Here is a 19,461-nt window from a genome sequence, read left to right as displayed (position 1 = left end):
ATTACTATCAGGTCCATGCCATGGAAAGCCTCGCCAACCTCGAATGCTTTGTCCGCAGCGCCGAAACCGGCAGTTTTTCGGCGGCCGCGCGGTTGCTTGCCCTGACGCCCGCTGCCGTGAGCCGCAACGTGGCGATGCTGGAGCGCAATCTGGGGGTGCGGTTGTTCCAGCGCTCGACCCGCAAGCTGTCTCTGACCGAAACGGGAGAACATTTCCTGGCCAGCATCGGTGGCAACTTGCACGCCCTGCAGGCGGCCATTGGTGCGGTGACCACGGAGCGCGGCGAACCGGCCGGCGTCTTGCGCGTCAGCCTTTCGCCAAGTTTCGGTATCGGCCAGGTACTGCCGTTGATGCCGCAATGGCTGGCTCGCTACCCGCTGATCCGGCCGGACTGGCATTTCGAAAACCGCCCGGTCGACCTGATCGCCGAAGGTTTCGACGCGGCCATCGGAGGCGGCTTCGCACTGACGCCCGGGGTGGTATCGCGCACCCTGGCGCCCGCTCACCTGATTGCCGTCGCCAGCCCAGCCTATCTGGGCGAGCGCGCCCTGCCCCGGCAACCCGAAGACCTGGCCGGCCTGGACAACATCGTGCTGCGGGCCAGCCGTACTGGCCGGGTACGCCAGACTGTGTTGCGCAACGCCGCCGGGCGCGAATCCGCCGTGCAACTGAACGAGTCCATGATCTTCAATGACCCCGTTGCCATGCGTGAGGCCGCCTTGCTCGGCCTGGGCGTGGCCCTGCTGGTGGTGCCCGACGCCCTGCCCTGGCTGGAGCGCGGCGAACTGGTGCGGCTGTTACCGGATTGGTATGTGGACCTGGGGGTGATTTCGCTCTACTACCCCAGCCGCACGCTGATGCCGGCCAAGACCCGCGCCTTTATCGATTTCATCACCGAGCACTTCGAGCGCGAGTCGTTGGCCCGGCGCTTCAGTGCCGGAGCGGTTTGAGCGCCCGGATGAGGGTGCCAATCAAGCGCGCTCCGCCCCCGGCACCGCAATGACCGGCCCATTCGCCACGGGCGCTGGAGTCAGGCACGGCGCCCATGGGATGATCGGCCTCCAAGCGCGACCACCGTGGAGAGTTTCAATGTCATTGCTGAGTAAACATGCCGCCGCCCTGCTGCTGACGGCCATCGCCGCTCTGGTCCTGGTGCCTGCCCAGGCGGCCTCGTCCAAAGCCGCCGGCAATGCAGCGGCGCAGAAGGTTTCGATGCTGGGTGGCAAGTTCGTATTCACCCTGCCCAAGGGGTTCATCGCAACACCATTGCCCGCCGGAGAGGCCGCCCAGGGTACCGCTGGCGCGACGGGGACGATGTACAGCAATGCCACCAGCCGGACCGTGGTGATCGCGGCGGAGAACACCATCCTCAACGGCGCGAACGTGAAGGACGACGATGGCGCGTTCCTCGACACCACCATGGGAGACTTCGCTGCACAGCGAACCACAGCGCTGCCGGACGCCAAGATCCTGAGCGCAAAAAGCCTGACCCAGAAAGGCACCGGCCTGGGCCTGCGCCAGATCGACACCAGCGCCACCCAGGGCGGCGGGCCAACCCTCGACACCACGTTGCTGGCTGCCTCCGGCACGCGCATGGCGGTGGTGCAAATCATCTCCCGGGCCAGTGACAAGGCCGGTCATGAGGCGTTGGTGAAGCAGATCGCCAGCGGTCAATAAGCGCCCCCAGAACATGTGGGAGCCGAGCTTGCTCGCGATGGCGTCGGTACACCCAACTTTGATGCAAGCTGACCCACCGCTATCGCGAGCAAGCTCAGCTCCCACAGGGATCTATTTCCCACAGGGTTCTATTTTGGTCAGGGATTGAGCCGCTCCAGCCAGGCCCGCAGGTCCTGCACTTCCAGGGCGCTGATGCTGTGGCCCACACCCGGGTAGGCATGGAATTCCGGTTCCAGCGCCAGGGTCTTCAGGAAGCTGTTGGCCTCGGTGCCATCGTGGTAGGGAATGATCGGGTCTGCCGTGCCATGGCCGATGAACACCGCCAGTGTCCGGCGCGGTTCATCGGGGGTCAGTTCCGCCCGCAGCACCGACAGGACCCGCCCACCCATTGCGGCAATACCGCCAACGGCTTCGGGATGTCGCAGGGCCACTTCGTAGCTCATCATCGCGCCCTGGCTGAACCCGACCAGGTAGACCTTGCTCGGATCGGTCGAGTACTTGGCCCGAGCCTTGTCGATGAAGTCCAGCAGCACCTGGCCGCTGGCCTTCAAGTCCGAGGTGTCACCGTCGTAGGCACCGTCACCCTGTTTCGCGAACCACTGATAACGGTCCTGTTCCATACTCTTCGGCGCCCGCACCGAGAGGTAGTTGTAATCGCGCGGCAACTCGTCCTTGAGTGCGAACAGGTCCTGTTCGTTGCTGCCGGAACCGTGCAGGAAGATCACCAGCGGTCGGTTCCGAACCTGCTCATCGACTTGGGCCAGGTAGTTGAGCGGCAAGTCCGTGTGCAGCGAGGGTTGGGCCTGCAACCCGGACGAGACCAGCAATAGAAACAGGGCGAGCGCTTTGAACATCGATCTTCCTCCATCGTTCGATAGCCGCACGACAAGAAGCGTGCGGTGAGGTAGACAGCACTTATCAGTCGTTGCTCAATTTCCCCGTTCGAATCGGCTCACGCCCGGCGACTTTTGCCTGCCAGATACCCGGCTGGGTGTAGCGCCCGCGGTCCAGGGCAAACAGCACGCCACTGGTGCCGGCCCGCACGATGGTGACCCGATCATTCAATGGATCGACCACTTCGAACAGCGGATCGCCGCGCTCCACCCACTCACCGGCTTCACGCAGAAAGCTCACCACGCCATGGTGCGGCGCGAACAGGTATTGAGTGCCTTCGAACGGAAAGCCTTCACAACATTGCGCCGGCGCGGGCGGCCAATCCCCGCCAATGAAACCTTGCTCAGCCAGGAACCCGAGAATGGCTTCACAATTGGCCTGGGCCTGTTCCACGCGGGTGTCACCCATGCTGCCCAGCTCCAGTGTCGTCGCCAGGTTCGCCGCCGGGATCGCCGCCGCAGGAAAGGCTTTGGCCAGGCGCAACCAGGGTGAGGAGCAGGACTCATCGAACGAACTGCCACCGGAATCTTCACTCAGCAACGCGACCCCGGCCTTCAGGCGTGCGGCCAGGGAGCGCCATTGCGGCCACTGTTGCGGCAAGGCATACAAGTGGATCGCAGCCTCGAAATCGCAATGCAGGTCCAGGGTGATGTCGGCGTCGCAGGCATGGCGCAGCAGCAGGCGATGCAGCGCTTCAAGTTGCGAAGGCGGCGCCGGCAGGTCGTCGAGAACCTGGGCCATGGTCTGGCGGATCAAGGTGATATTGGCGGCCGGGTCGTCACCCAGGCGATCACCGATGCGTTGCGCCACCGGTGCACTGAGCTCCACGAAAGAGCGGTTGAAATTCTTGCCACTGCCCAACTCGAAACGCCCCATGTGAGCGCTTTGCAGATGTTGATCCAGGCCGATGGGATTGGCCGCCGGCACCAGCTCGATCACCCCTTTGAGCAGGCCTTGCGCCTCGAGGTCGTTGAGCCGCTGCTTCAGCTCCCAGGCAGTACGCATGCCCGGCAGTTCGTCGGCGTGCAGACTGGCCTGGATATAAACCTTGCGCGGGCCATGGCCGTAACGAAACACACTGAGCCGGCGCTCAGTGCCCAGGTGGCTCCATGGCAGGGTATGGTCGATGCGTTGCATGAAATCTCCGAATGACTAGGTGTGGAGCTGTCGAGTGCAACGAGGCTGCGATCTTTGCTCAGCCCCTTGAGCCTCAAAAAGATCGCAGCCTTCGGCAGCGCCTACCGATTAATGCCCGTAGACATCAAAGGCGAAGTATTTGTCCTGCACCTTCTTGTACGTACCATTGGCGCGGATTTCGCTGATGGCGGCGTTGAATTTATCGGCCAGGGCCTTATCGCCCTTGCGCACCGCAATGCCGGCGCCACCGCCGAAATATTTCGCGTCTTCATAGGTCGGGCCCACGAAGGCAAAGCCTTTGCCGGCATCGGTCTTCAGGAAACCGTCGTCGAGGTTGACCGAGTCGGCCAGCATGGCGTCGAGGCGACCGGCGACCATGTCCAGGTTGGCTTCCTGCTGGGAGCCGTAGCGCACCAGGTTGATCCCGGCAGGCACCAGCACTTCGGTGGCGAAACGGTCGTGGGTGCTGGCACGCAGCACACCGACTTTCTTGCCCTTGAGCTCGGTCAGCGGGTCCTTGACCTCGGAGCCTTCCTTCATTACGAACCGCGCCGGGGTGTGGTAGTACTTGATGGTGAAATCGACGTTTTTCTTGCGATCGTCGGTGATGGTCATGGACGACAGGATCGCATCGATCTTCTTCACTTTCAGCGCGGGGATCAGGCCATCGAACTCCTGCTCGACCCAGGTGCACTTGACCTTCATCTGCTCGCAGAGGGCGTCGCCGATATCGACATCGAAGCCGGTCAGCTTGCCGTCGGGGGTTTTCATCGAAAAAGGCGGATAACCGGCTTCGATCCCGAGACGGATCGGCTTGGCGTCTTCGGCCACGGCCGACAGGGACAATACGGACAGTGCCAGGGCACCGAACATGGCTAGTTTCTTCATTTTCGCTCCTGAGTGTGCAGGGTTTTTATTGGCAATTATTGGCAGATTCGTAGGCAGCGTTCGGTCAGCGAGGCACCGAAGTGGGCGGGAGTCTAGAGGGGTGCTCTGGAGGGGAATTGTGTTGAAGCGACAAATAGTTATGAAAATAATCAGGGTTGGCTGGGGAGCATTAGGTTTGGGAAAAACCTGACAGGTTGTGGTTCGGGTGTATATCCGTTTCTTCGGTAACGGCCACTTAGGGTTCCGCCCTGACGGCGGGTCACTTTCGAAAAAGCGTGTACGGACCGGACACATGGTTGACGGGTGTGCGGGGACATGGTTGACACTTTCCAGCGAGCCAATTTCGCCGGAAAGCCATCATGCCGCCGCGTTCCGTTTCTGAAATCAATTGCTCCCCCTGGCCTTCTGAAAATCTCGTAGGAATCTGCTCTCCGTGGCGAGGGAGCTTGCTCCCGCTGGACTGCGAAGCAGTCCTCTCTTTCTGTCAGGCCCACCGCATGTCCCGACTTTACGGCGGCTGCGCCACCGAGCGGGAGCAAGCTCCCTCGCCACGGGGTTGGTGGGCGTCCTACAGGTCGATTGTTGCCTCAAAAATCCCCTTCTATAGTTCGGTTCACCTGCTGGCTTTGGTCAGTGGGGAGGGTTTCGCAGCCCTAACAACGGATGAGACTTTGCACCGTCGAATGAAAACTCAGGCAAACTTGCCCGCGTTCGTTTTATGGCGGTTGCGCGTGGGAGATCTTCGGGTCTGCCGGGTTTGGTCTCTTCCTCGGTCTGCGAACCCGCGCGCAACTGCCACCCGTTTGATTCGCAGCAAACAAGGTGGCAATTCATTTTCCTTGATAGAGCCCAACCTTATGACGACAAATCAATCATCTAACCGCTTTACCCCGCTAACCCCAATCGCCACCACCCACCCTATCCTGTTCATCGACCGCACCGCCCCATTGCCCGAACTCCACGCCTGCGTCAGCGAACGCCTGCACGCCACCCTCGACTACCTGACGCTTATGGCCTGTACCACACTGCGCGATTCAGCCGAGACCGACCTCAACACCATCACCAACATCGCTCGGATCATGGTCCAGGATGTGGCGGATGTTTTTGGGGTAATTGAACAGCGCGGGCTTGAAGGACAGTAAAGCGCCTCTGGTAGGAGCGAGCGCGCTCCCACAGGAGGAATGCGTCCACCCCAAACCAGGCCGGCTATAAGGCCGCCTCGCGGCGGACGTTGATCTCGGCGCCCCGTTAACCACGATGGCCGAACGTAGGTATTGCGCAGTGGGCACCTCGGCATGGATGCCGAGGTAGCCGCGCTGGACCATGGATGGTCCTTCGCGGCGGGCCCACGGAGCAATGCCTGCGTTCGGGCATGCCGAGCCTAGGCGAGGCACCGAGTGGTGGGGCTAAAGCGTTTTGCTTACTTTTGCGCTTCTCAAAAGTGAGACGCCGTAAGGGCGGAACCCTAAGTGGCCGTTACCGCAGCAACGGATATACACACAAACTATAAAAACCAAATCAGCAATCACAACGGATAGCCTGGTCCGCCACACGCTCCACCAAACCATTCAGACGAAAGCCCTCATCGAGCCACCCCATAACCCCGCCAATCATCTCCTTCACCGGATACCCCAAGGTCGCCAGACGCACCGCCGCCTTGTTCGCGCCATTGCAATGCGGACCAGCGCAATACACCACAAACAGAGTGGTCTTAGGGTAGGCAGCCAAAGCCTCGGCAGTGAGCGTGCGGGTTGGCAGGTTGATCGCCCCGGGTACGTGACCGCGTTCGTAGGCCAGTGGTCCGCGTACATCCACCAGCACAAAATCGACATCGCCGGCCTGTTGGCTGGCGTGAACGTCGGAACAATCGGTTTCGAATGTCAGGCGACGGCTGAAATGCTGCAGGGCGATATCGGAGGGGGCAGCAGGCACTTCGCGAACCAGGCTGGTCATGGGCGTGTACTCCAGGATAGATAAGGCGTGAAGAGACTTTATCCCCTCGGCGCTTACCGCTACAGTGGCGCACAAGACACTCTGTGGGAATTTTCCGCCAAATGCAGTCTCCCCCTGGTCTGGTCGCAATCCTCGCCTACGACGGCCTGTGCACGTTCGAATTCGGTGTCGCCGTCGAGATCTTCGGATTGGAGCGACCGGAATTCGATTTCCCCTGGTACACGCATCGGATCGTCGCGGTCGATGACGGCCCGATGCGTGCCATGGGCGGCTTTCAGGTATTGGCCGATGGCGGCATGGAACTGCTCGAAACCGCCCGGACCATTGTCGTGCCAGGCTGGCGTAACCGCAGCGAGCCACCGTCCCAGGCGTTGCTCGAGGCACTGCACAGGGCCCACGCCCGTGGTGCGCGCCTGCTGTCGATCTGCTCCGGAGCCTTCGTACTCGCTGCCGCCGGGCTGCTCGATGGCCTGGGCGCCACGACTCATTGGCGCTACACCGACGAACTGGCCGCAAGCTTTCCGGCCGTGCGAGTAGACCCGGATGTGCTGTACGTGGACTCAGGACAGGTCATCACCTCGGCGGGCAGCGCCGCCGGTATCGATGCCTGCCTGCACCTGGTGGCACGGGACTATGGCGTCCAGGTCGCCAACGCCGTGGCACGCCGGTTGGTGATGTCGCCGCAACGTACGGGCGGCCAGGCGCAGTTCATTCCCTCACCGGTCAGCCGCACGCCACGCAGTGACCTGTCGAGTGTCATGCAATGGGCCCGCGAACGCCTGCACGAACCCCTCGGGGTGCGCGAACTGGCCAGCCAGGCGGCCATGAGCGAACGCACCTTCCTGCGCCATTTCACCCAGGCCTGCGGCGTGTCGCCCAAGACCTGGCTGCAACATGAACGCCTGGCCAGGGCCCGCGAGTTGCTGGAAAGCAGCGGGGACAACACCGACAACATCGCGCAGCTGTGTGGCTACCGCTCGGTGGAAAGCTTTCGTGTGGCGTTTCGCAACGTCGTGGGGTTGGCGCCGTCGGTGTATCGGGAGCGGTTTGGGCGGGGGTGAAGTCAGCCTAGTCAATGGGACTGTCGAACACTGTTGTGGCGAGGGGATTTATCCCCGTTGGGCTGCGAAGCAGCCCTCTCAGTTTGTCAGGCAAGTTTTGTCGGGGTTATTGGGGCCGCTTCGCGCCCCAGCGGGGATAAATCCCCTCGCCACAGGTGGAGTGTCGGCTTCATTGAGGTCTGCGCAGTAGATAGGTATCCATGATCCACCCATGCGCCTGCCGCGCAGCCTTGCGGGTGCGCTCGATGTCATCGGCCACATCCCCCAGGCGGCCAGCGATAAGGATTTCATCCGGCGTCCCCACATAGGCTCCCCAATAGATGTGCGTATCGGGATCGCTCACCTGGCGATAAGCGTCCTCGGCATCGAGCATCACCACCACACTCGTCGCGTCGCCTACCTGCCCCGCCGCCAACCGGCGTCCGGTGGTGATTTCCAGCGAACCGCCAATGCTGTTCAACGGCACTTTATGCCGGGCGGCCAGGGCCTGGACGCTGGTGATGCCGGGGATCACCTCGAACTCGAAGGCGCAGCGGCCCGCCTTGAGGATCGCCTGCAGGATGCGCAGGGTACTGTCGTACAACGCCGGATCGCCCCACACCAGAAAACCACCCCGTTGACCGTCGGACAGTTCTTCATTGATCAAGCGTTCGAAGGTGGCCTGTTTAGCCCGGTTCAATGCTTCGACGCTGTCCGTGTAGTCCAGGCCGCCGCGTTGGCGTTCCGGGCTGTAGGCTTCGACGAAACGGTAGGTGCGATCAACGATGTAGCGCCGACAGACTTCGCGCCGCAGATCCAACAGTTTGTCCTTGGCCGGCCCCTTGTCCATGAGGAAGACCACGTCCAAGCGGCTCAAGGCTTTCACTGCCTGCATCGTCAACTGATCCGGATCGCCGGCCCCAATGCCAATGACTGACAACGTCTTCATCGCGGCGACTCCTGGTCAGGTCCCTGGGTGCGTAATCGCCATACGCCGTTGAAACGCAATTCGAGGGTGGACAAGGGTTCAATGTCGATCCGGTTGAATGTGGCGGCCGGGCAGCCCAAGACATTCACCAGGGCTGCGCGGATCACGAAGGGGTGGGTGACGGCCAGCAGATGTCCTGGCCGGGTTTCCAGACTGGCCAGCCAAGTCCCGACACGGCGGCACAACTGGGCGACAGATTCACCACCATGGGGAGCCGCCTCGGCATCGTCGAGCCAACTCTGCAGGGCTTGCGGTTCAGCCTGGAGCAAGTCATCGATGGACAACCCGCGCCAACGTCCCAGATCGCAATCGGCCAGGGCCAGGTCCTGCTCGGGCTCGTCGCCGAACAAGGCAGCGGTCTGGCGCGTGCGCAGTTCCGGCCCGCACAGCAGTTGCCGGACATTTCGGTAGCGGTGCCCGACCTGCGCGCGGCGTGCCAGCCAGTCGGCGTCCAGCGGTTCGTCCAGGCCAAAGCGCGCCTGCTTCTGGGCGGCGGTGCGGGCGTGGCAGATCAAGGTCAGACGAGTGGCTTGCACACTGGATTCTCAGACAATCGGGAGAGTCGCATGGACGGGATATTCACGCACTTAGTTGTACAGCACCTTATACGAAATCAAATAAGTGAGACAAAAAGGCGTTATGTCCGACATCGCCAGAAGCATCAACTGACATACCCGGTCTACCCAGCCGAGACCAACTCCTACAAGGGTTTCGCACAATACTGGAGCATTTTAAACGGAACGTAAAAACCACTGGACATGTAGCACCAGCTACATAAATACTGTTTTCAGGAGTTATGAAAGAAATTCAACACCCATCCTGGCAAGGAGCACGGATGCCACCTCTCAGAGACCTGATCACCGATCCCGGCCTGGTTTTGACGCCGTCGGAACGCAAGGTCGTACGTGCCCTGCTCGATCACTACCCACGCAACGGCCTCGGCCCGATGTCACGCCTGGCAGACCATGCCGGCGTCAGCGACCCGACTATCGTGCGACTGGTGAAAAAACTCGGGTTTGGCGGTTACGCCGAATTCCAGGATGCACTGCTCAGTGACATGGACCATCGCCTGCGCTCCCCTCGCACCCTGTTGAAACCGCGGGCCAAATTGCAGCAAGGCGATACCTGGAGCCAGTACCTGGCCGCCAGTCAACGCCACCTCATCGACACCCAGGCCCTGACCCAACCCGAAGACGTGCGCATTCTCGTGCAGTGGTTGCTCGACAGCCGCCATCAGGTACATTGCTTCGGCGGGCGTTTCAGCAGCTTCCTGGCCCACTACCTGCTCAATCATTTGCGTCTGTTGCGCGCCGGCTGTTTTGCCCTGGAAGACAACGCCCAACTGCCTGACCGGCTATTCGACGTGCAGCGCCAGGATGTGGTGCTGATCTTCGATTACCGCCGCTACCAGGCCCAGGCCCTGCGCGTGGCCAGCGCGGCCAAGGAGCGCCACGCCCGGGTCGTGCTGTTCAGCGACGTCTACGCTTCGCCATTGCGCGAGCTGGCCGACCTGATCATCAGCGCCCCGGTGGAGTCGATCTCGGCCTTCGACAGCCTGGTGCCGGCACTGGCCCAGGTCGAGGCGCTGATTGCCTGCCTGACCCTGCAATGCCCCGAGCTGGCCGAACGCCTGGAAGGCATCGATGCCTTGCGCACGGAATTCAACACGCACCTGTTGGAGGAAAAATAAGGATGTTCTCGCTCCCCCACCGCTCGCCCCGGGATTTGCCGTTCACCTGCCAGCACACCGCCTTGCTGCTAGTGGACATGCAACGCGCCTGGCTGGAACCGCAATTCGACGCCCACCTGCACACCCGCGAGGCCGAGTATTTCATCCAGCGGGCCCGCCAGCAGGTCATCCCCAACCAGCAGCGCTTGCTCAACGCGATGCGCGAAGCACAGCACAACGTGTTGCACACCCACATCGAAAGCCTCACCGCCGATGGCCGCGACCGTTCCCTGGATCACAAGCTGTCGGACATGCACCTGCCCAAGGGCAGCCCCGAGGCGCAGATCATTGCCGAACTGGCGCCGCTGGAAAACGAAATCGTGCTGCCCAAGACCTCCTCCGGGGTTTTCAATTCCACCAACATCGACTACGTGCTGCGCAACCTGCAGACCCGACACTTGATCGTCGCCGGCATCGTCACCGACCAGTGCGTCGACATGGCCGTGCGTGACGCCGCCGATCACGGCTACCTGGTCACGCTGGTGGAAGATGCCTGCGCCACCTACACCGAACAACGGCACCTGGCGTGCCTGAACGCGATCAAGGGCTATTGCTGGATCACCGATACCGACACCGTGCTCGCGCGTTTGCAGGAGATGCAGCCATGAGCCGCCTCGATCCTGCCGCCGTCCTCGCGCCGTTGCCCGTGACGACCCTGGTGACCACCGACCTGATCGGCGTGACCCGTGGGCGCTCGTTTCCCAGTGATGAGTTGCCCCACTACGTCACCGCTGGCTGTGGCTGGGTGCCGGCCAACAGTGCACTGACGCCCCAGGACATCATCGCTTCGACCAACCCCTGGGGTGCTTATGGCGACCTGCGGCTGGTGCCGGACCTGTCTAGCCGGGTGACCGTCAACAACGGTCCCGACGCCCAGGCGCCCGTCCTCGACTTTATCCATTGCGATGTGCGCGAGACCGACGGCCGGCCCTGGAGCGCCTGCCCGCGCACGCTGTTGCAGGACGAAGTGGAGCGTTATCGCGTCGAACTGGGCTTGCAGGTTTTCGCCGCGTTCGAGCATGAATTCAACCTGGTTGCCACGCCTGCGCAGCCTGATTGCCTGGCCTTCAGCCTCCAGGCCCAGCGCCAGCAGGCCGAATTCGCCGGCTGGTTGCTCAGTGCCCTGCGGGCCGGCGGTGTCGAGCCGGAAATGTTCCTGCCGGAATACGGCCAGCATCAATACGAAATCACCTGCCGCCCGACGTTGGGCGTAGCCGCCGCCGACCGGGCCGTGAACGTACGGGAAATCACCCGCGAGATCGCCCGGCAAATGGGCCTGGACGTGAGCTTCGCCCCCAAGGTTTCGGAACATGCCGTGTGCAACGGCGTGCATTTGCACCTGAGCCTGCAAGACCTGGGCGCGGACCCGGTGCTGCATGACGCCGCCAGCAGCAACGGTTTGTCCAGCCTCGGCCAGCATTGGGCCGCGGGTGTGTTGCACTATCTGCCGGCACTGTGTGCGCTGACCGCGCCGACGCCGGTGTCCTACGAGCGCCTGCAACCTCATCACTGGAGCGCATCCTATGCGTGCCTGGGACAGCGCAACCGCGAAGCGGCGCTGCGCATCTGCCCGACCGTGAGCCTGAGCGGCAAACCGCTGGCGAACCAGTACAACCTGGAGTTCCGCGCCATGGACGCCACCGCCTCGCCGCACCTGGCGATGGCGGCGCTGTTGATTGCCGGGCGACTGGGCATCCAGCAACGGCTGGCATTAAACGCTGTCACCGATCAAATACCCGATGAGCTGGATGAAGCACAACGTCGTGCCCGTGGCATTATCGCCCTGCCGACAACCCTGGCCCAGGCACTGGACTGCCTGCGCCACAGCGGGGCGCTGCTCGAGACCCTGCCCGGCCCGCTGGTCGACACCTATTTCGCCTTGAAGGCCCAGGAGCTGGCCTTGACCGAGGCGCTGTCACCTGCCGAGCGTTGTGAGCACTATGCACGAATCTATTGAGTGTGCTGAAACGGGCCTCTACACCAGGCCGCCCTACCGACTGGTCCGGGAGGAATCCGAACACCCGGTGCTGCTGGTGTGCGAACACGCCAGCCGCTTCATTCCCGCGGCGCTGAACGATCTGGGGCTGGATGAAACGGCCTCCCAGGAGCACATCGCCTGGGACATCGGTGCCCTGGCCCTGGCCGAACGCCTGTCCGAAACCCTTGGCGCGACCTTGCTGACGGCCAATTATTCACGGTTGTTGATCGACCTCAACCGTCCGCTGCACGTACCGGACAGCATTCCGCCCCAGAGCGAGATCTACCAGGTTCCGGGTAACCATGCCCTGGACGAAGCCACTCGCGAATATCGCCAGCAGCGCCTGTTTCACCCCTTCCATGATCGGTTACAGGCGTTGATCGACCAGCGCCTGGCCGCCAACCGACCGGTGCGCGTGGTGGGCATCCACAGCTTCACCCCGGTGTTCTATGGTCAACCGCGCGCGCTGGAAGCTGGCGTGCTGTTCGGCGAAGCCAAGGATTATGCCCAACGCATCGTCGACGGGCTGAGCCGGCACTCGCTGCGCGCGGCAGGCAACCAGCCCTACAAGATCAACCCCTTGACCGACATGACCGTCCCGGTGCACGGCGATGCCCGCGGCCTGGATTCGGTGTTGATCGAAGTGCGCAACGACCAACTGCGCAGCCCCGAGGCGGTACGGACCTGGAGCGCTTACCTGGCCCCATTGCTGTAGAAAAACAGCGGCAACCCGCAAGGACATCCACCCACAGCTGAGAAGGAGAACGGCTCATGAGCATTGAGGCATTTGGCTACAAACAGGAATTGAAACGCGGCCTGTCGCTGACAGACCTGGTGGTATACGGGATGATTTTCATGATCCCCATCGCCCCGTTCGGCGTGTATGGCTATGTCAACGCCGAGGCACCGGGGATGGTGCCGCTGGCGTACATCATCGGCATGGTGGCAATGTTGTTCACCGCGTTGAGCTACGGCAGCATGGCCCGGGCTTTTCCAGTGGCCGGTTCCGTCTACTCCTACGCACAACGGGGCCTTAACCCACACGTCGGCTTCATCGCCGGCTGGCTGATGCTGCTGGACTACCTGCTGATCCCACCGCTGCTCTATGTCTACGCCGCCATGGCGCTGAACCATTTGTACCCGGACATCCCCAAGGTCGGTTTCATCCTGGCGTTCCTGGTGAGCGCGACCTTCGTCAACCTGCGGGGCATCACCTTCACCGCGCGGATGAACATCATTTTCCTGCTGGCGCAGCTGGTGGTGCTGGGGATTTTCCTGTTCTACGCCTGGAACGCCCTGCACGGCGGGGCCGGTAACGGCCAACTGACCCTGGCGCCGCTGTACAGCCCGGAACACTTCAACTTCGCCCTGCTGATGCAAGCCGTGTCCATCGCGGTATTGTCGTTCCTGGGCTTCGACGCCATTTCCACCCTGGCGGAAGAGATCAAGGGCGATCCGGGCCGCAGCGTCGGCAAGGCAGCCCTGGTGACCTTGCTGGTGATGGGGGCGATCTTCGTGGTGCAGACCTGGATCGCCACGGACCTGGCCGCCGGCATGGGTTTCAAATCCGCCGACACCGCATTCTATGAAATCGCCGAACTGGCAGCCGGCAGTTGGCTGGCCACCTTGACCGCGGTTGCCACGGCCCTGGCCTGGGGCGTGGCCGTGGCGATCACTTCCCAGGCGGCGGTGTCGCGCCTGTTGTTCGGCATGGCCCGGGACGGCCAGTTGCCCAAGGTGCTGGCCAAAGTCCATCCAACCCACAACACCCCATACCTGAGCATTTACCTGGTGGCAGTGCTGTCGCTGTTGATCTGCTACCTGTTCATCGACGCCGTGGACACCCTCACCTCCCTGGTCAATTTCGGCGCCCTGAGCGGCTTCATGTTGCTGCACATCACGGTCATCAACCACTACTGGCGCCGCCAGCAGTCCGGCCAACTGATTCGCCACTTGATTTGCCCACTGGTCGGCTTCGTGATCGTCGCGGCCATCATGTACAACATGGGCGTGGCTGCGCAGAAGCTCGGCCTGATCTGGATCGCCGCGGGCGTGATTTATCTGTGTGTGCTCAACAAATTCGGCAACCCTGCCGCCGTGCCCGATCCGGCCGGTCAGTGAGGGCCGGTGGTCGAAGGACTCGGCCAACCGTGGTTACAACGCGTGGACATCGACAGTGATCGTCAAGCCCGGTGCTGGTTACCGGGCTCTCTGGAACAGGAGTGCAATCCATGCTGGCCTTACGTCCAGTTCAATTAACCGATCTGCCGCAACTGCAACAACTGGCCCGTGACAGCCTGGTGGGGGTCACGTCGCTGCCGGACGATACCGCGCGCCTAGAGGAAAAGATCCTCGACTCGTGCGCCTCGTTCGAGGCCGATGTGCAGGGCCCTGGCGCGGAGAATTATTTTTTTGTCCTGGAGGACCTGGAATCCAGGCGCCTGGTCGGTTGTTCGGAAATTCTCTCCAGCACCGGTTACAACGAACCGTTCTACAGTCTGCGCAACCGGCCGTTTTCCAGCGAGTCCCGCGAGCTGAACATCCAGCATGGCGTGCCCGCGCTGTCACTGTGCCAGGACCTCAACGGGCAGACGCTGCTGCGTGGCTTCCACATCGACGCCGAGCGGGTGCGCACGCCGGAATCGGAGCTGCTGTCCCGGGCCCGGCTGATGTTCATCGCCGCCCATCCCCAGCGCTTCGCCGAATCGGTCATCACCGAAATCGTCGGTTTCAGCAGCGAGGACGGTCAGTCGCCATTCTGGGACGCCATCGGCCAGCACTTCTTCGACCTGCCCTACGTCGAAGCCGAACGGCTGTGTGGCTTGCAGAGCCGGACCTTTCTCGCCGAGCTGATGCCGCAATACCCGATCTACGTACCCATGCTGCCGCCAGCGGCCCAGGCCTGCATCGGTCGAGTGCATCCCGACGGCCAGGAAGCCTTCGACATCCTGGCGCGCGAGGGTTTCGAGACCAACAACTACGTCGATATCTTCGACGGTGGGCCGACCTTGCATGCCCGTATCGCCAACGTCCGTACCATCACGCAAAGTCGGAGCGCCACGGCCCGGCAAAGCCTGCAGATCGATGCCACAGGCCGTTACCTGGTGAGTAACGACCGTCTTGGAAACTACCGGGCCATCGTCGCCGAGCTGGACGTCAACGACGAGGGCCCCGTGGCCCTGTCGCCCGACATGCTGGCCGCCCTGGGCGTCATGGATGGCGAGCGGATCCGGGTGGTCGCCCTATGAACCTCACTCGATCCCGTGGCACGCATCAGCGCTTGGACCGACGTAATGAAGGAGCTGCAGCATGATTGTCCGTCCGGTCGCCATTACCGATCTGCCCGCATTGCTGGACCTGGCCCGTTGCGCAGGCCCCGGTTTCACCAGCCTGCCGGCCAACGAAGAGCGCCTGGCCCATCGTATTCGCTGGGCCCAACGGACCTTTGCCGGACAAGTCGAACGTGCCGACGCCGATTACCTGTTCGTGCTCGAAGACGATGATCGGCAGGTGGTGGGCATCAGCGCCCTGACCGGCGCGGTCGGGCTGCGCGAGCCCTGGTACAACTATCGGGTCGGGCTGACGGTCAGCTCGGCGCCGGAGCTGGGGATCCAGCGGCAGATCCCGACCCTGTTCCTCAACAACGAGATGTCCGGGCAATCGGAGATCTGCTCGTTGTTCCTTCACCCCGAGCAACGTCGCGGTCACAACGGACGCCTGCTGTCCCTGGCGCGCCTGCTGTTCGTGGCCGAGTTCTCCCAGCTGTTCGGCGAAAAAATGATCGCCGAACTGCGAGGCCATGCCGACGAACGAGGCAGTTCGCCGTTCTGGGACAGCCTGGGACGGCATTTTTTCAAGAAGGATTTCAGTTACGCCGATCAGTTGTCCGGCATGGGCAACAAGTCGTTCATCGCCGAACTGATGCCACGTCAGCCGCTGTACACCTGCCTGCTCACCGAGCAGGCCCAGGCGGTGATCGGCAAGGCTCACCCGAACACCGAGCCGGCCCTGAAGATCCTCAGTGCCGAAGGTTTCAGCCACAAGGGTTACATCGACATCTTTGACGGCGGCCCGGTGATCGAGGCGCCGGTGTCGAAGATCCGCACCGTCCGCGACAGCCAGATGCTGACCCTGGTCATTGGCACCCCGGACCCACAGGCACCGGTCTGGCTGATTCACAATCGGCGCCTGGAAAACTGCCGCGTCACCAGCGCTCGCGCACACCTGCATGGCCACAAGCTGCTTGTCGATCGCCTCACCGCCAAACGCCTGCAAGTGCAACCGGGTGATACGGTGCGGGCCGTGGCATTGCCCAGGCTGGGGCAACAAGCGGTGGCGGCGTAGCCTCGTTACCGCCCAACCTTGGATATTCAATACATAAGAATGTCGTTAATCAGCAATACTTCTCCACAATTGCATAATTGCCACCCACCTACTCGAGACCCATACTTTCGCGCACCGCCCCACTATAACGACAATGTTCATGATCAAGAATCTGATTGCCACACGATTACCGCTCGAACACATAGCGGAGAAAATCAAGAGATTAGACATGAACGCGCAAATCAAACAATTGATCGCCGACCTGGATGTTCAACACAAAGTTGCTACGGCACAGTCTCGACGCGCGGCCATCATGAACATGACCAACCCGCACACTGGCACCATCACGCTGCATTGTACGAGCATTGGTAATATCAGCATCAAGGCACTTGCATCTAACACTGCGTCTTCGCAACTGTACTCGGTGCCCGGCCAAAGTATTCTATTCGCACTCGATCAGCCTTTCGAAATCCAGCAATACACCCTCAACACGCATCAACTTGAAAAAACCGACACCTCGATCGTCGACCCGTGCAATCCGCTGATCATTGATGGCAATCGAACCTTATTCGACTATTCTCCAAGGGGCGAAAAACAGCCGACATTGATTGGCAGGATCAACTTCCCCGACCGCAGTGCGGACATCAGCGTATTTGACCCTGTCTCATTGCGCAAAACAGCCTGGCTGCCTCACGACAACAGTGCCGCCCGGTACCTGGTGAGCCTCGAATTACTCGAAACGATCGAGGACCCGGGAGTGGTCAGGGTTGCCGGGGAGCTGATCTACCATTATCACCCTGCCGTGGCGTGGAAAGCCTTCCAGATGCTTTATCGGGCTGACCCACAAAACGCGTTGAGTTACGTCCCGTTGCTGAAAAAACGCAAGGACGCACGCCTGGACAATTTGCTCCGTCCACTGGAGCTGGCGGCATGAACCTGAAAACGTTTGTCGAGCGCCTGAACACTTATGACATGCAGCGAGACAAAGCCGGGATCATTGCAGACTTGCGCCAACTGGCCAAAAACCGTTGTCTATTGAGCGATCATCTTTATACCACCCTCCGGCGAGACGGTTTTAGTACACGCAACAGCCTCTATAACGCCTATGGCTTTTTACTGCACAAAAATGATTCATTCACCCTTCGCCTGGGATTCTGGTCGCCGGTAGAGACTCATGATGAAAGCGAAACATTCATTTATAACCTGAACCACAGTCACGACTTTGAACTTTATGCGGTCGGCTACAGCGGAGATGGCTACACCACCTTTGTACGCGAACTACTTGATGATCTACCGTTGCAAAAAGGTAAAAGACCCCGACTGGGCAAGGAGCGCAGGCTTAAACTTGCGCCAGGAGAAGTCTTGTACATGCCAGCCTTGCGGAAAATCCATAAACAACTAGCCCCGAACTCAATGTCCGCCTCACTCAGCCTGCTTGTCCATCCCGAACGCCTGGACAAGATCGACGAAGCATGGTGCTTCGACAAAGATTACATACCCCTTTACCCCGGCGTAGCTGCGCAAGAGATCACGTTGTTTACAGAGACACTATCACTGCTCCATGCCGGTAGTCATTCGCTGTTCAGCAACCGAAGAAAGGAGGAACCTTGAATAACCTGATGAAAGACTGGGATGAAACCCCATTACTGCGGGCCGGTACCAATGTGGTCGATACCGCGATGCAACTGACGAACGAAATCCACTGCACACTCCCCGGCTTCCCGACGCGCTTCAACGTCGGAAACATCCATGAGATCAAGCAATTCTGGAGCCTACCGAGCGAAGACTTAATAGTTTGAAATGGGCTTTTTTTGCCGGGCTGCCGACCTTTCCGGGCCGGCAGCCTTTTTTCGATGCCATAACGGCATCACCCATACACATTCGTCATCATCTTTGCGCTTGCCACGTGATAGCCTTTGGATCTTTCGGCGTTGACACTTTTGCTCAAGCCTTTCCATTCCATTGGTGGAACTCACATGTCCAGGCTTTCCCATCAAGATTTGCGTCGTAACTTCCGCCAATTGCTGGCTTCCAACACCTGCTACCACACCGCCTCGGTGTTCGACCCGATGTCGGCGCGCATTGCTGCTGACCTGGGTTTCGAAGTAGGCATCCTCGGAGGTTCGGTGGCGTCGTTGCAAGTATTGGGCGCGCCGGACTTCGCCCTGATCACCCTCAGCGAATTTGCCGAACAGGCCACCCGCATCGGCCGCGTGGCCCAACTGCCGGTGATTGCCGACGCCGACCATGGCTATGGCAATGCCCTGAACGTGATGCGCACCATCGTCGAACTGGAACGGGCCGGCATCGCGGCGCTGACCATCGAGGACACCTTGTTGCCGGCCCAGTTCGGGCGTAAATCCACCGACCTGATCGGCGTAGCCGAAGGCGTCGGCAAGATTCGTGCGGCGCTGGAAGCGCGAGTCGATCCGGAAATGGCGATCATCGCCCGGACCAACGCGGGGATTTTGCCGGTCCAGGAAATCATCAGCCGGACCCAGCAATATGAGCGTGCCGGTGCCGACGGGATTTGCATGGTGGGGGTGCAAGACTTCGAGCACCTGGAAAAAATCAGCGAAAACCTGACGGTGCCGCTGATGCTTGTCACTTATGGCAACCCGTTGCTACGCGACGACAAGCGCCTGGCCGAATTGGGCGTACGCGTGACCATCGACGGCCACGGCGCCTATTTCGCCGCGATCAAGGCCACCTACGACAGCCTGCGGGAACAGCGGCAGATCTTCACCCAGGCGTCGGACCTGAGCGCCACCGAACTGACCCACACCTACACCCAGCCCGAGGACTACATCCGTTGGGCCGAGGAATACATGAGCGTCAAGGAGTAAGAAGACTC

Annotated in this window: 21 protein-coding genes; 15 read left to right on the top strand and 6 right to left on the bottom strand. The window is 61.3% G+C overall.

Annotation, left to right across the window (positions count from 1 at the left end):
• The first annotated feature begins 20 nt into the window (after window positions 1-20).
• Together BLT00_RS00545 and BLT00_RS00540 are read left to right on the top strand one after the other, a co-directional pair.
• Window positions 21-950 carry a LysR family transcriptional regulator gene (locus BLT00_RS00545; protein WP_092145480.1) on the top strand — a complete coding sequence of 310 codons (930 nt, stop codon included), beginning with the start codon at window positions 21-23 and terminating at the stop codon, window positions 948-950.
• 139 nt (window positions 951-1,089) lie between these two features.
• Window positions 1,090-1,677 carry a DcrB/PsbP domain-containing protein gene (locus BLT00_RS00540; protein WP_092145478.1) on the top strand — a complete coding sequence of 196 codons (588 nt, stop codon included), beginning with the start codon at window positions 1,090-1,092 and terminating at the stop codon, window positions 1,675-1,677.
• A 137-nt stretch (window positions 1,678-1,814) separates the two neighbouring features.
• Here BLT00_RS00540 and BLT00_RS00535 read toward each other — a convergent pair whose 3' ends face one another.
• From BLT00_RS00535 to BLT00_RS00525, 3 genes are all read right to left on the bottom strand, one after another.
• Window positions 1,815-2,531: an alpha/beta hydrolase gene (locus BLT00_RS00535; protein ID WP_092145476.1), complete on the bottom strand. Its 717-nt coding sequence runs from the start codon at window positions 2,529-2,531 to the stop codon at window positions 1,815-1,817.
• 64 nt (window positions 2,532-2,595) lie between these two features.
• A complete protein-coding gene (locus tag BLT00_RS00530) occupies window positions 2,596-3,708 on the bottom strand; it encodes a succinylglutamate desuccinylase/aspartoacylase family protein (RefSeq protein WP_092145474.1) in 1,113 nt (370 codons plus the stop codon).
• A 108-nt stretch (window positions 3,709-3,816) separates the two neighbouring features.
• On the bottom strand, window positions 3,817-4,596 hold the full coding sequence (locus tag BLT00_RS00525) for an ABC transporter substrate-binding protein (RefSeq protein ID WP_014339257.1): 780 nt from the start codon (window positions 4,594-4,596) through the stop codon (window positions 3,817-3,819).
• Window positions 4,597-5,453: 857 nt separating this feature from the next.
• Between BLT00_RS00525 and BLT00_RS00520 the strand changes: the two genes are divergently transcribed.
• Window positions 5,454-5,738 (top strand): fructose-bisphosphate aldolase, encoded by a 285-nt coding sequence (locus tag BLT00_RS00520; RefSeq protein WP_092145472.1) that lies wholly within the window; start codon window positions 5,454-5,456, stop codon window positions 5,736-5,738.
• A gap of 376 nt (window positions 5,739-6,114) precedes the next feature.
• Here BLT00_RS00520 and BLT00_RS00515 read toward each other — a convergent pair whose 3' ends face one another.
• Window positions 6,115-6,549 carry a rhodanese-like domain-containing protein gene (locus BLT00_RS00515; RefSeq protein WP_092145470.1) on the bottom strand — a complete coding sequence of 145 codons (435 nt, stop codon included), beginning with the start codon at window positions 6,547-6,549 and terminating at the stop codon, window positions 6,115-6,117.
• A gap of 101 nt (window positions 6,550-6,650) precedes the next feature.
• On the opposite strand from BLT00_RS00515, the gene ftrA reads away from it, so the two are divergent.
• The gene (gene ftrA / locus BLT00_RS00510; RefSeq protein WP_092145468.1) at window positions 6,651-7,610 is read left to right on the top strand and encodes a transcriptional regulator FtrA; all 960 of its coding nucleotides are present in this window, start codon (window positions 6,651-6,653) and stop codon (window positions 7,608-7,610) included.
• Between the two features lie 169 nt (window positions 7,611-7,779).
• On the opposite strand, the gene cobF is transcribed toward ftrA, so the two are convergent.
• Both cobF and BLT00_RS00500 read right to left on the bottom strand, forming a co-directional pair.
• The gene (gene cobF / locus BLT00_RS00505) at window positions 7,780-8,538 is read right to left on the bottom strand and encodes a precorrin-6A synthase (deacetylating) (RefSeq protein ID WP_092145466.1); all 759 of its coding nucleotides are present in this window, start codon (window positions 8,536-8,538) and stop codon (window positions 7,780-7,782) included.
• Complete coding sequence (locus tag BLT00_RS00500; RefSeq protein WP_092145464.1) at window positions 8,535-9,113, bottom strand: histidine phosphatase family protein; 579 nt, start codon at window positions 9,111-9,113, stop codon at window positions 8,535-8,537. Before BLT00_RS00500 ends, cobF begins: the two co-directional genes overlap by 4 nt.
• A gap of 299 nt (window positions 9,114-9,412) precedes the next feature.
• Between BLT00_RS00500 and BLT00_RS00495 the strand changes: the two genes are divergently transcribed.
• The 11 genes from BLT00_RS00495 to BLT00_RS00445 all read left to right on the top strand — a co-directional run bounded on the left by BLT00_RS00495 (window position 9,413) and on the right by BLT00_RS00445 (window position 19,453).
• A complete protein-coding gene (locus BLT00_RS00495) occupies window positions 9,413-10,267 on the top strand; it encodes a MurR/RpiR family transcriptional regulator (protein WP_057447774.1) in 855 nt (284 codons plus the stop codon).
• Between the two features lie 2 nt (window positions 10,268-10,269).
• Window positions 10,270-10,914 carry a cysteine hydrolase family protein gene (locus BLT00_RS00490; protein ID WP_092145462.1) on the top strand — a complete coding sequence of 215 codons (645 nt, stop codon included), beginning with the start codon at window positions 10,270-10,272 and terminating at the stop codon, window positions 10,912-10,914.
• Window positions 10,911-12,263: a type I glutamate--ammonia ligase gene (locus tag BLT00_RS00485; protein ID WP_092145460.1), complete on the top strand. Its 1,353-nt coding sequence runs from the start codon at window positions 10,911-10,913 to the stop codon at window positions 12,261-12,263. Before BLT00_RS00490 ends, BLT00_RS00485 begins: the two co-directional genes overlap by 4 nt.
• Complete coding sequence (locus tag BLT00_RS00480; RefSeq protein WP_092145458.1) at window positions 12,247-12,999, top strand: N-formylglutamate amidohydrolase; 753 nt, start codon at window positions 12,247-12,249, stop codon at window positions 12,997-12,999. Before BLT00_RS00485 ends, BLT00_RS00480 begins: the two co-directional genes overlap by 17 nt.
• A gap of 56 nt (window positions 13,000-13,055) precedes the next feature.
• Entirely contained in the window at window positions 13,056-14,405 is a 1,350-nt protein-coding gene (locus BLT00_RS00475; protein WP_092145456.1) for an APC family permease, read from the top strand.
• A gap of 110 nt (window positions 14,406-14,515) precedes the next feature.
• Window positions 14,516-15,532, top strand: coding sequence for an arginine N-succinyltransferase (locus BLT00_RS00470; protein WP_092145454.1), 1,017 nt, complete (start codon window positions 14,516-14,518; stop codon window positions 15,530-15,532).
• A 61-nt stretch (window positions 15,533-15,593) separates the two neighbouring features.
• Window positions 15,594-16,628 carry an arginine N-succinyltransferase gene (gene astA, locus BLT00_RS00465; protein ID WP_063322099.1) on the top strand — a complete coding sequence of 345 codons (1,035 nt, stop codon included), beginning with the start codon at window positions 15,594-15,596 and terminating at the stop codon, window positions 16,626-16,628.
• A gap of 139 nt (window positions 16,629-16,767) precedes the next feature.
• Complete coding sequence (locus tag BLT00_RS00460; RefSeq protein ID WP_256572732.1) at window positions 16,768-17,541, top strand: hypothetical protein; 774 nt, start codon at window positions 16,768-16,770, stop codon at window positions 17,539-17,541.
• Window positions 17,538-18,218: a transposase gene (locus BLT00_RS00455; RefSeq protein ID WP_092145450.1), complete on the top strand. Its 681-nt coding sequence runs from the start codon at window positions 17,538-17,540 to the stop codon at window positions 18,216-18,218. The genes BLT00_RS00460 and BLT00_RS00455 overlap by 4 nt, the downstream gene beginning before the upstream one ends.
• Window positions 18,215-18,406 (top strand): hypothetical protein, encoded by a 192-nt coding sequence (locus tag BLT00_RS00450; RefSeq protein WP_063322101.1) that lies wholly within the window; start codon window positions 18,215-18,217, stop codon window positions 18,404-18,406. The genes BLT00_RS00455 and BLT00_RS00450 overlap by 4 nt, the downstream gene beginning before the upstream one ends.
• A 177-nt stretch (window positions 18,407-18,583) precedes the next feature.
• Window positions 18,584-19,453 (top strand): isocitrate lyase/PEP mutase family protein, encoded by an 870-nt coding sequence (locus BLT00_RS00445; RefSeq protein ID WP_063322102.1) that lies wholly within the window; start codon window positions 18,584-18,586, stop codon window positions 19,451-19,453.
• The last annotated feature ends 8 nt before the right edge of the window (window positions 19,454-19,461 follow it).

The organism is Pseudomonas sp. NFACC51 (assembly GCF_900103575.1).
Taxonomy (GTDB): Bacteria; Pseudomonadota; Gammaproteobacteria; order Pseudomonadales; family Pseudomonadaceae; genus Aquipseudomonas; species Aquipseudomonas fluorescens_Q.
This window is presented reverse-complemented; position numbering and strand designations above follow the sequence as displayed.

Bases quoted from the DNA above. Each gene is read 5' to 3' on its own strand.
- BLT00_RS00545 (WP_092145480.1), top strand. From the start codon at position 21: ATGGAAAGCCTCGCCAACCTCGAATGCTTTGTCCGCAGCGCCGAAACC.
- BLT00_RS00540 (WP_092145478.1), top strand. From the start codon at position 1,090: ATGTCATTGCTGAGTAAACATGCCGCCGCCCTGCTGCTGACGGCCATC.
- BLT00_RS00535 (WP_092145476.1), bottom strand. From the start codon at position 2,531: ATGTTCAAAGCGCTCGCCCTGTTTCTATTGCTGGTCTCGTCCGGGTTG.
- BLT00_RS00530 (WP_092145474.1), bottom strand. From the start codon at position 3,708: ATGCAACGCATCGACCATACCCTGCCATGGAGCCACCTGGGCACTGAG.
- BLT00_RS00525 (WP_014339257.1), bottom strand. From the start codon at position 4,596: ATGAAGAAACTAGCCATGTTCGGTGCCCTGGCACTGTCCGTATTGTCC.
- BLT00_RS00520 (WP_092145472.1), top strand. From the start codon at position 5,454: ATGACGACAAATCAATCATCTAACCGCTTTACCCCGCTAACCCCAATC.
- BLT00_RS00515 (WP_092145470.1), bottom strand. From the start codon at position 6,549: ATGACCAGCCTGGTTCGCGAAGTGCCTGCTGCCCCCTCCGATATCGCC.
- ftrA (WP_092145468.1), top strand. From the start codon at position 6,651: ATGCAGTCTCCCCCTGGTCTGGTCGCAATCCTCGCCTACGACGGCCTG.
- cobF (WP_092145466.1), bottom strand. From the start codon at position 8,538: ATGAAGACGTTGTCAGTCATTGGCATTGGGGCCGGCGATCCGGATCAG.
- BLT00_RS00495 (WP_057447774.1), top strand. From the start codon at position 9,413: ATGCCACCTCTCAGAGACCTGATCACCGATCCCGGCCTGGTTTTGACG.
- BLT00_RS00490 (WP_092145462.1), top strand. From the start codon at position 10,270: ATGTTCTCGCTCCCCCACCGCTCGCCCCGGGATTTGCCGTTCACCTGC.
- BLT00_RS00485 (WP_092145460.1), top strand. From the start codon at position 10,911: ATGAGCCGCCTCGATCCTGCCGCCGTCCTCGCGCCGTTGCCCGTGACG.
- BLT00_RS00480 (WP_092145458.1), top strand. From the start codon at position 12,247: ATGCACGAATCTATTGAGTGTGCTGAAACGGGCCTCTACACCAGGCCG.
- BLT00_RS00475 (WP_092145456.1), top strand. From the start codon at position 13,056: ATGAGCATTGAGGCATTTGGCTACAAACAGGAATTGAAACGCGGCCTG.
- BLT00_RS00470 (WP_092145454.1), top strand. From the start codon at position 14,516: ATGCTGGCCTTACGTCCAGTTCAATTAACCGATCTGCCGCAACTGCAA.
- astA (WP_063322099.1), top strand. From the start codon at position 15,594: ATGATTGTCCGTCCGGTCGCCATTACCGATCTGCCCGCATTGCTGGAC.
- BLT00_RS00460 (WP_256572732.1), top strand. From the start codon at position 16,768: ATGATCAAGAATCTGATTGCCACACGATTACCGCTCGAACACATAGCG.
- BLT00_RS00455 (WP_092145450.1), top strand. From the start codon at position 17,538: ATGAACCTGAAAACGTTTGTCGAGCGCCTGAACACTTATGACATGCAG.
- BLT00_RS00445 (WP_063322102.1), top strand. From the start codon at position 18,584: ATGTCCAGGCTTTCCCATCAAGATTTGCGTCGTAACTTCCGCCAATTG.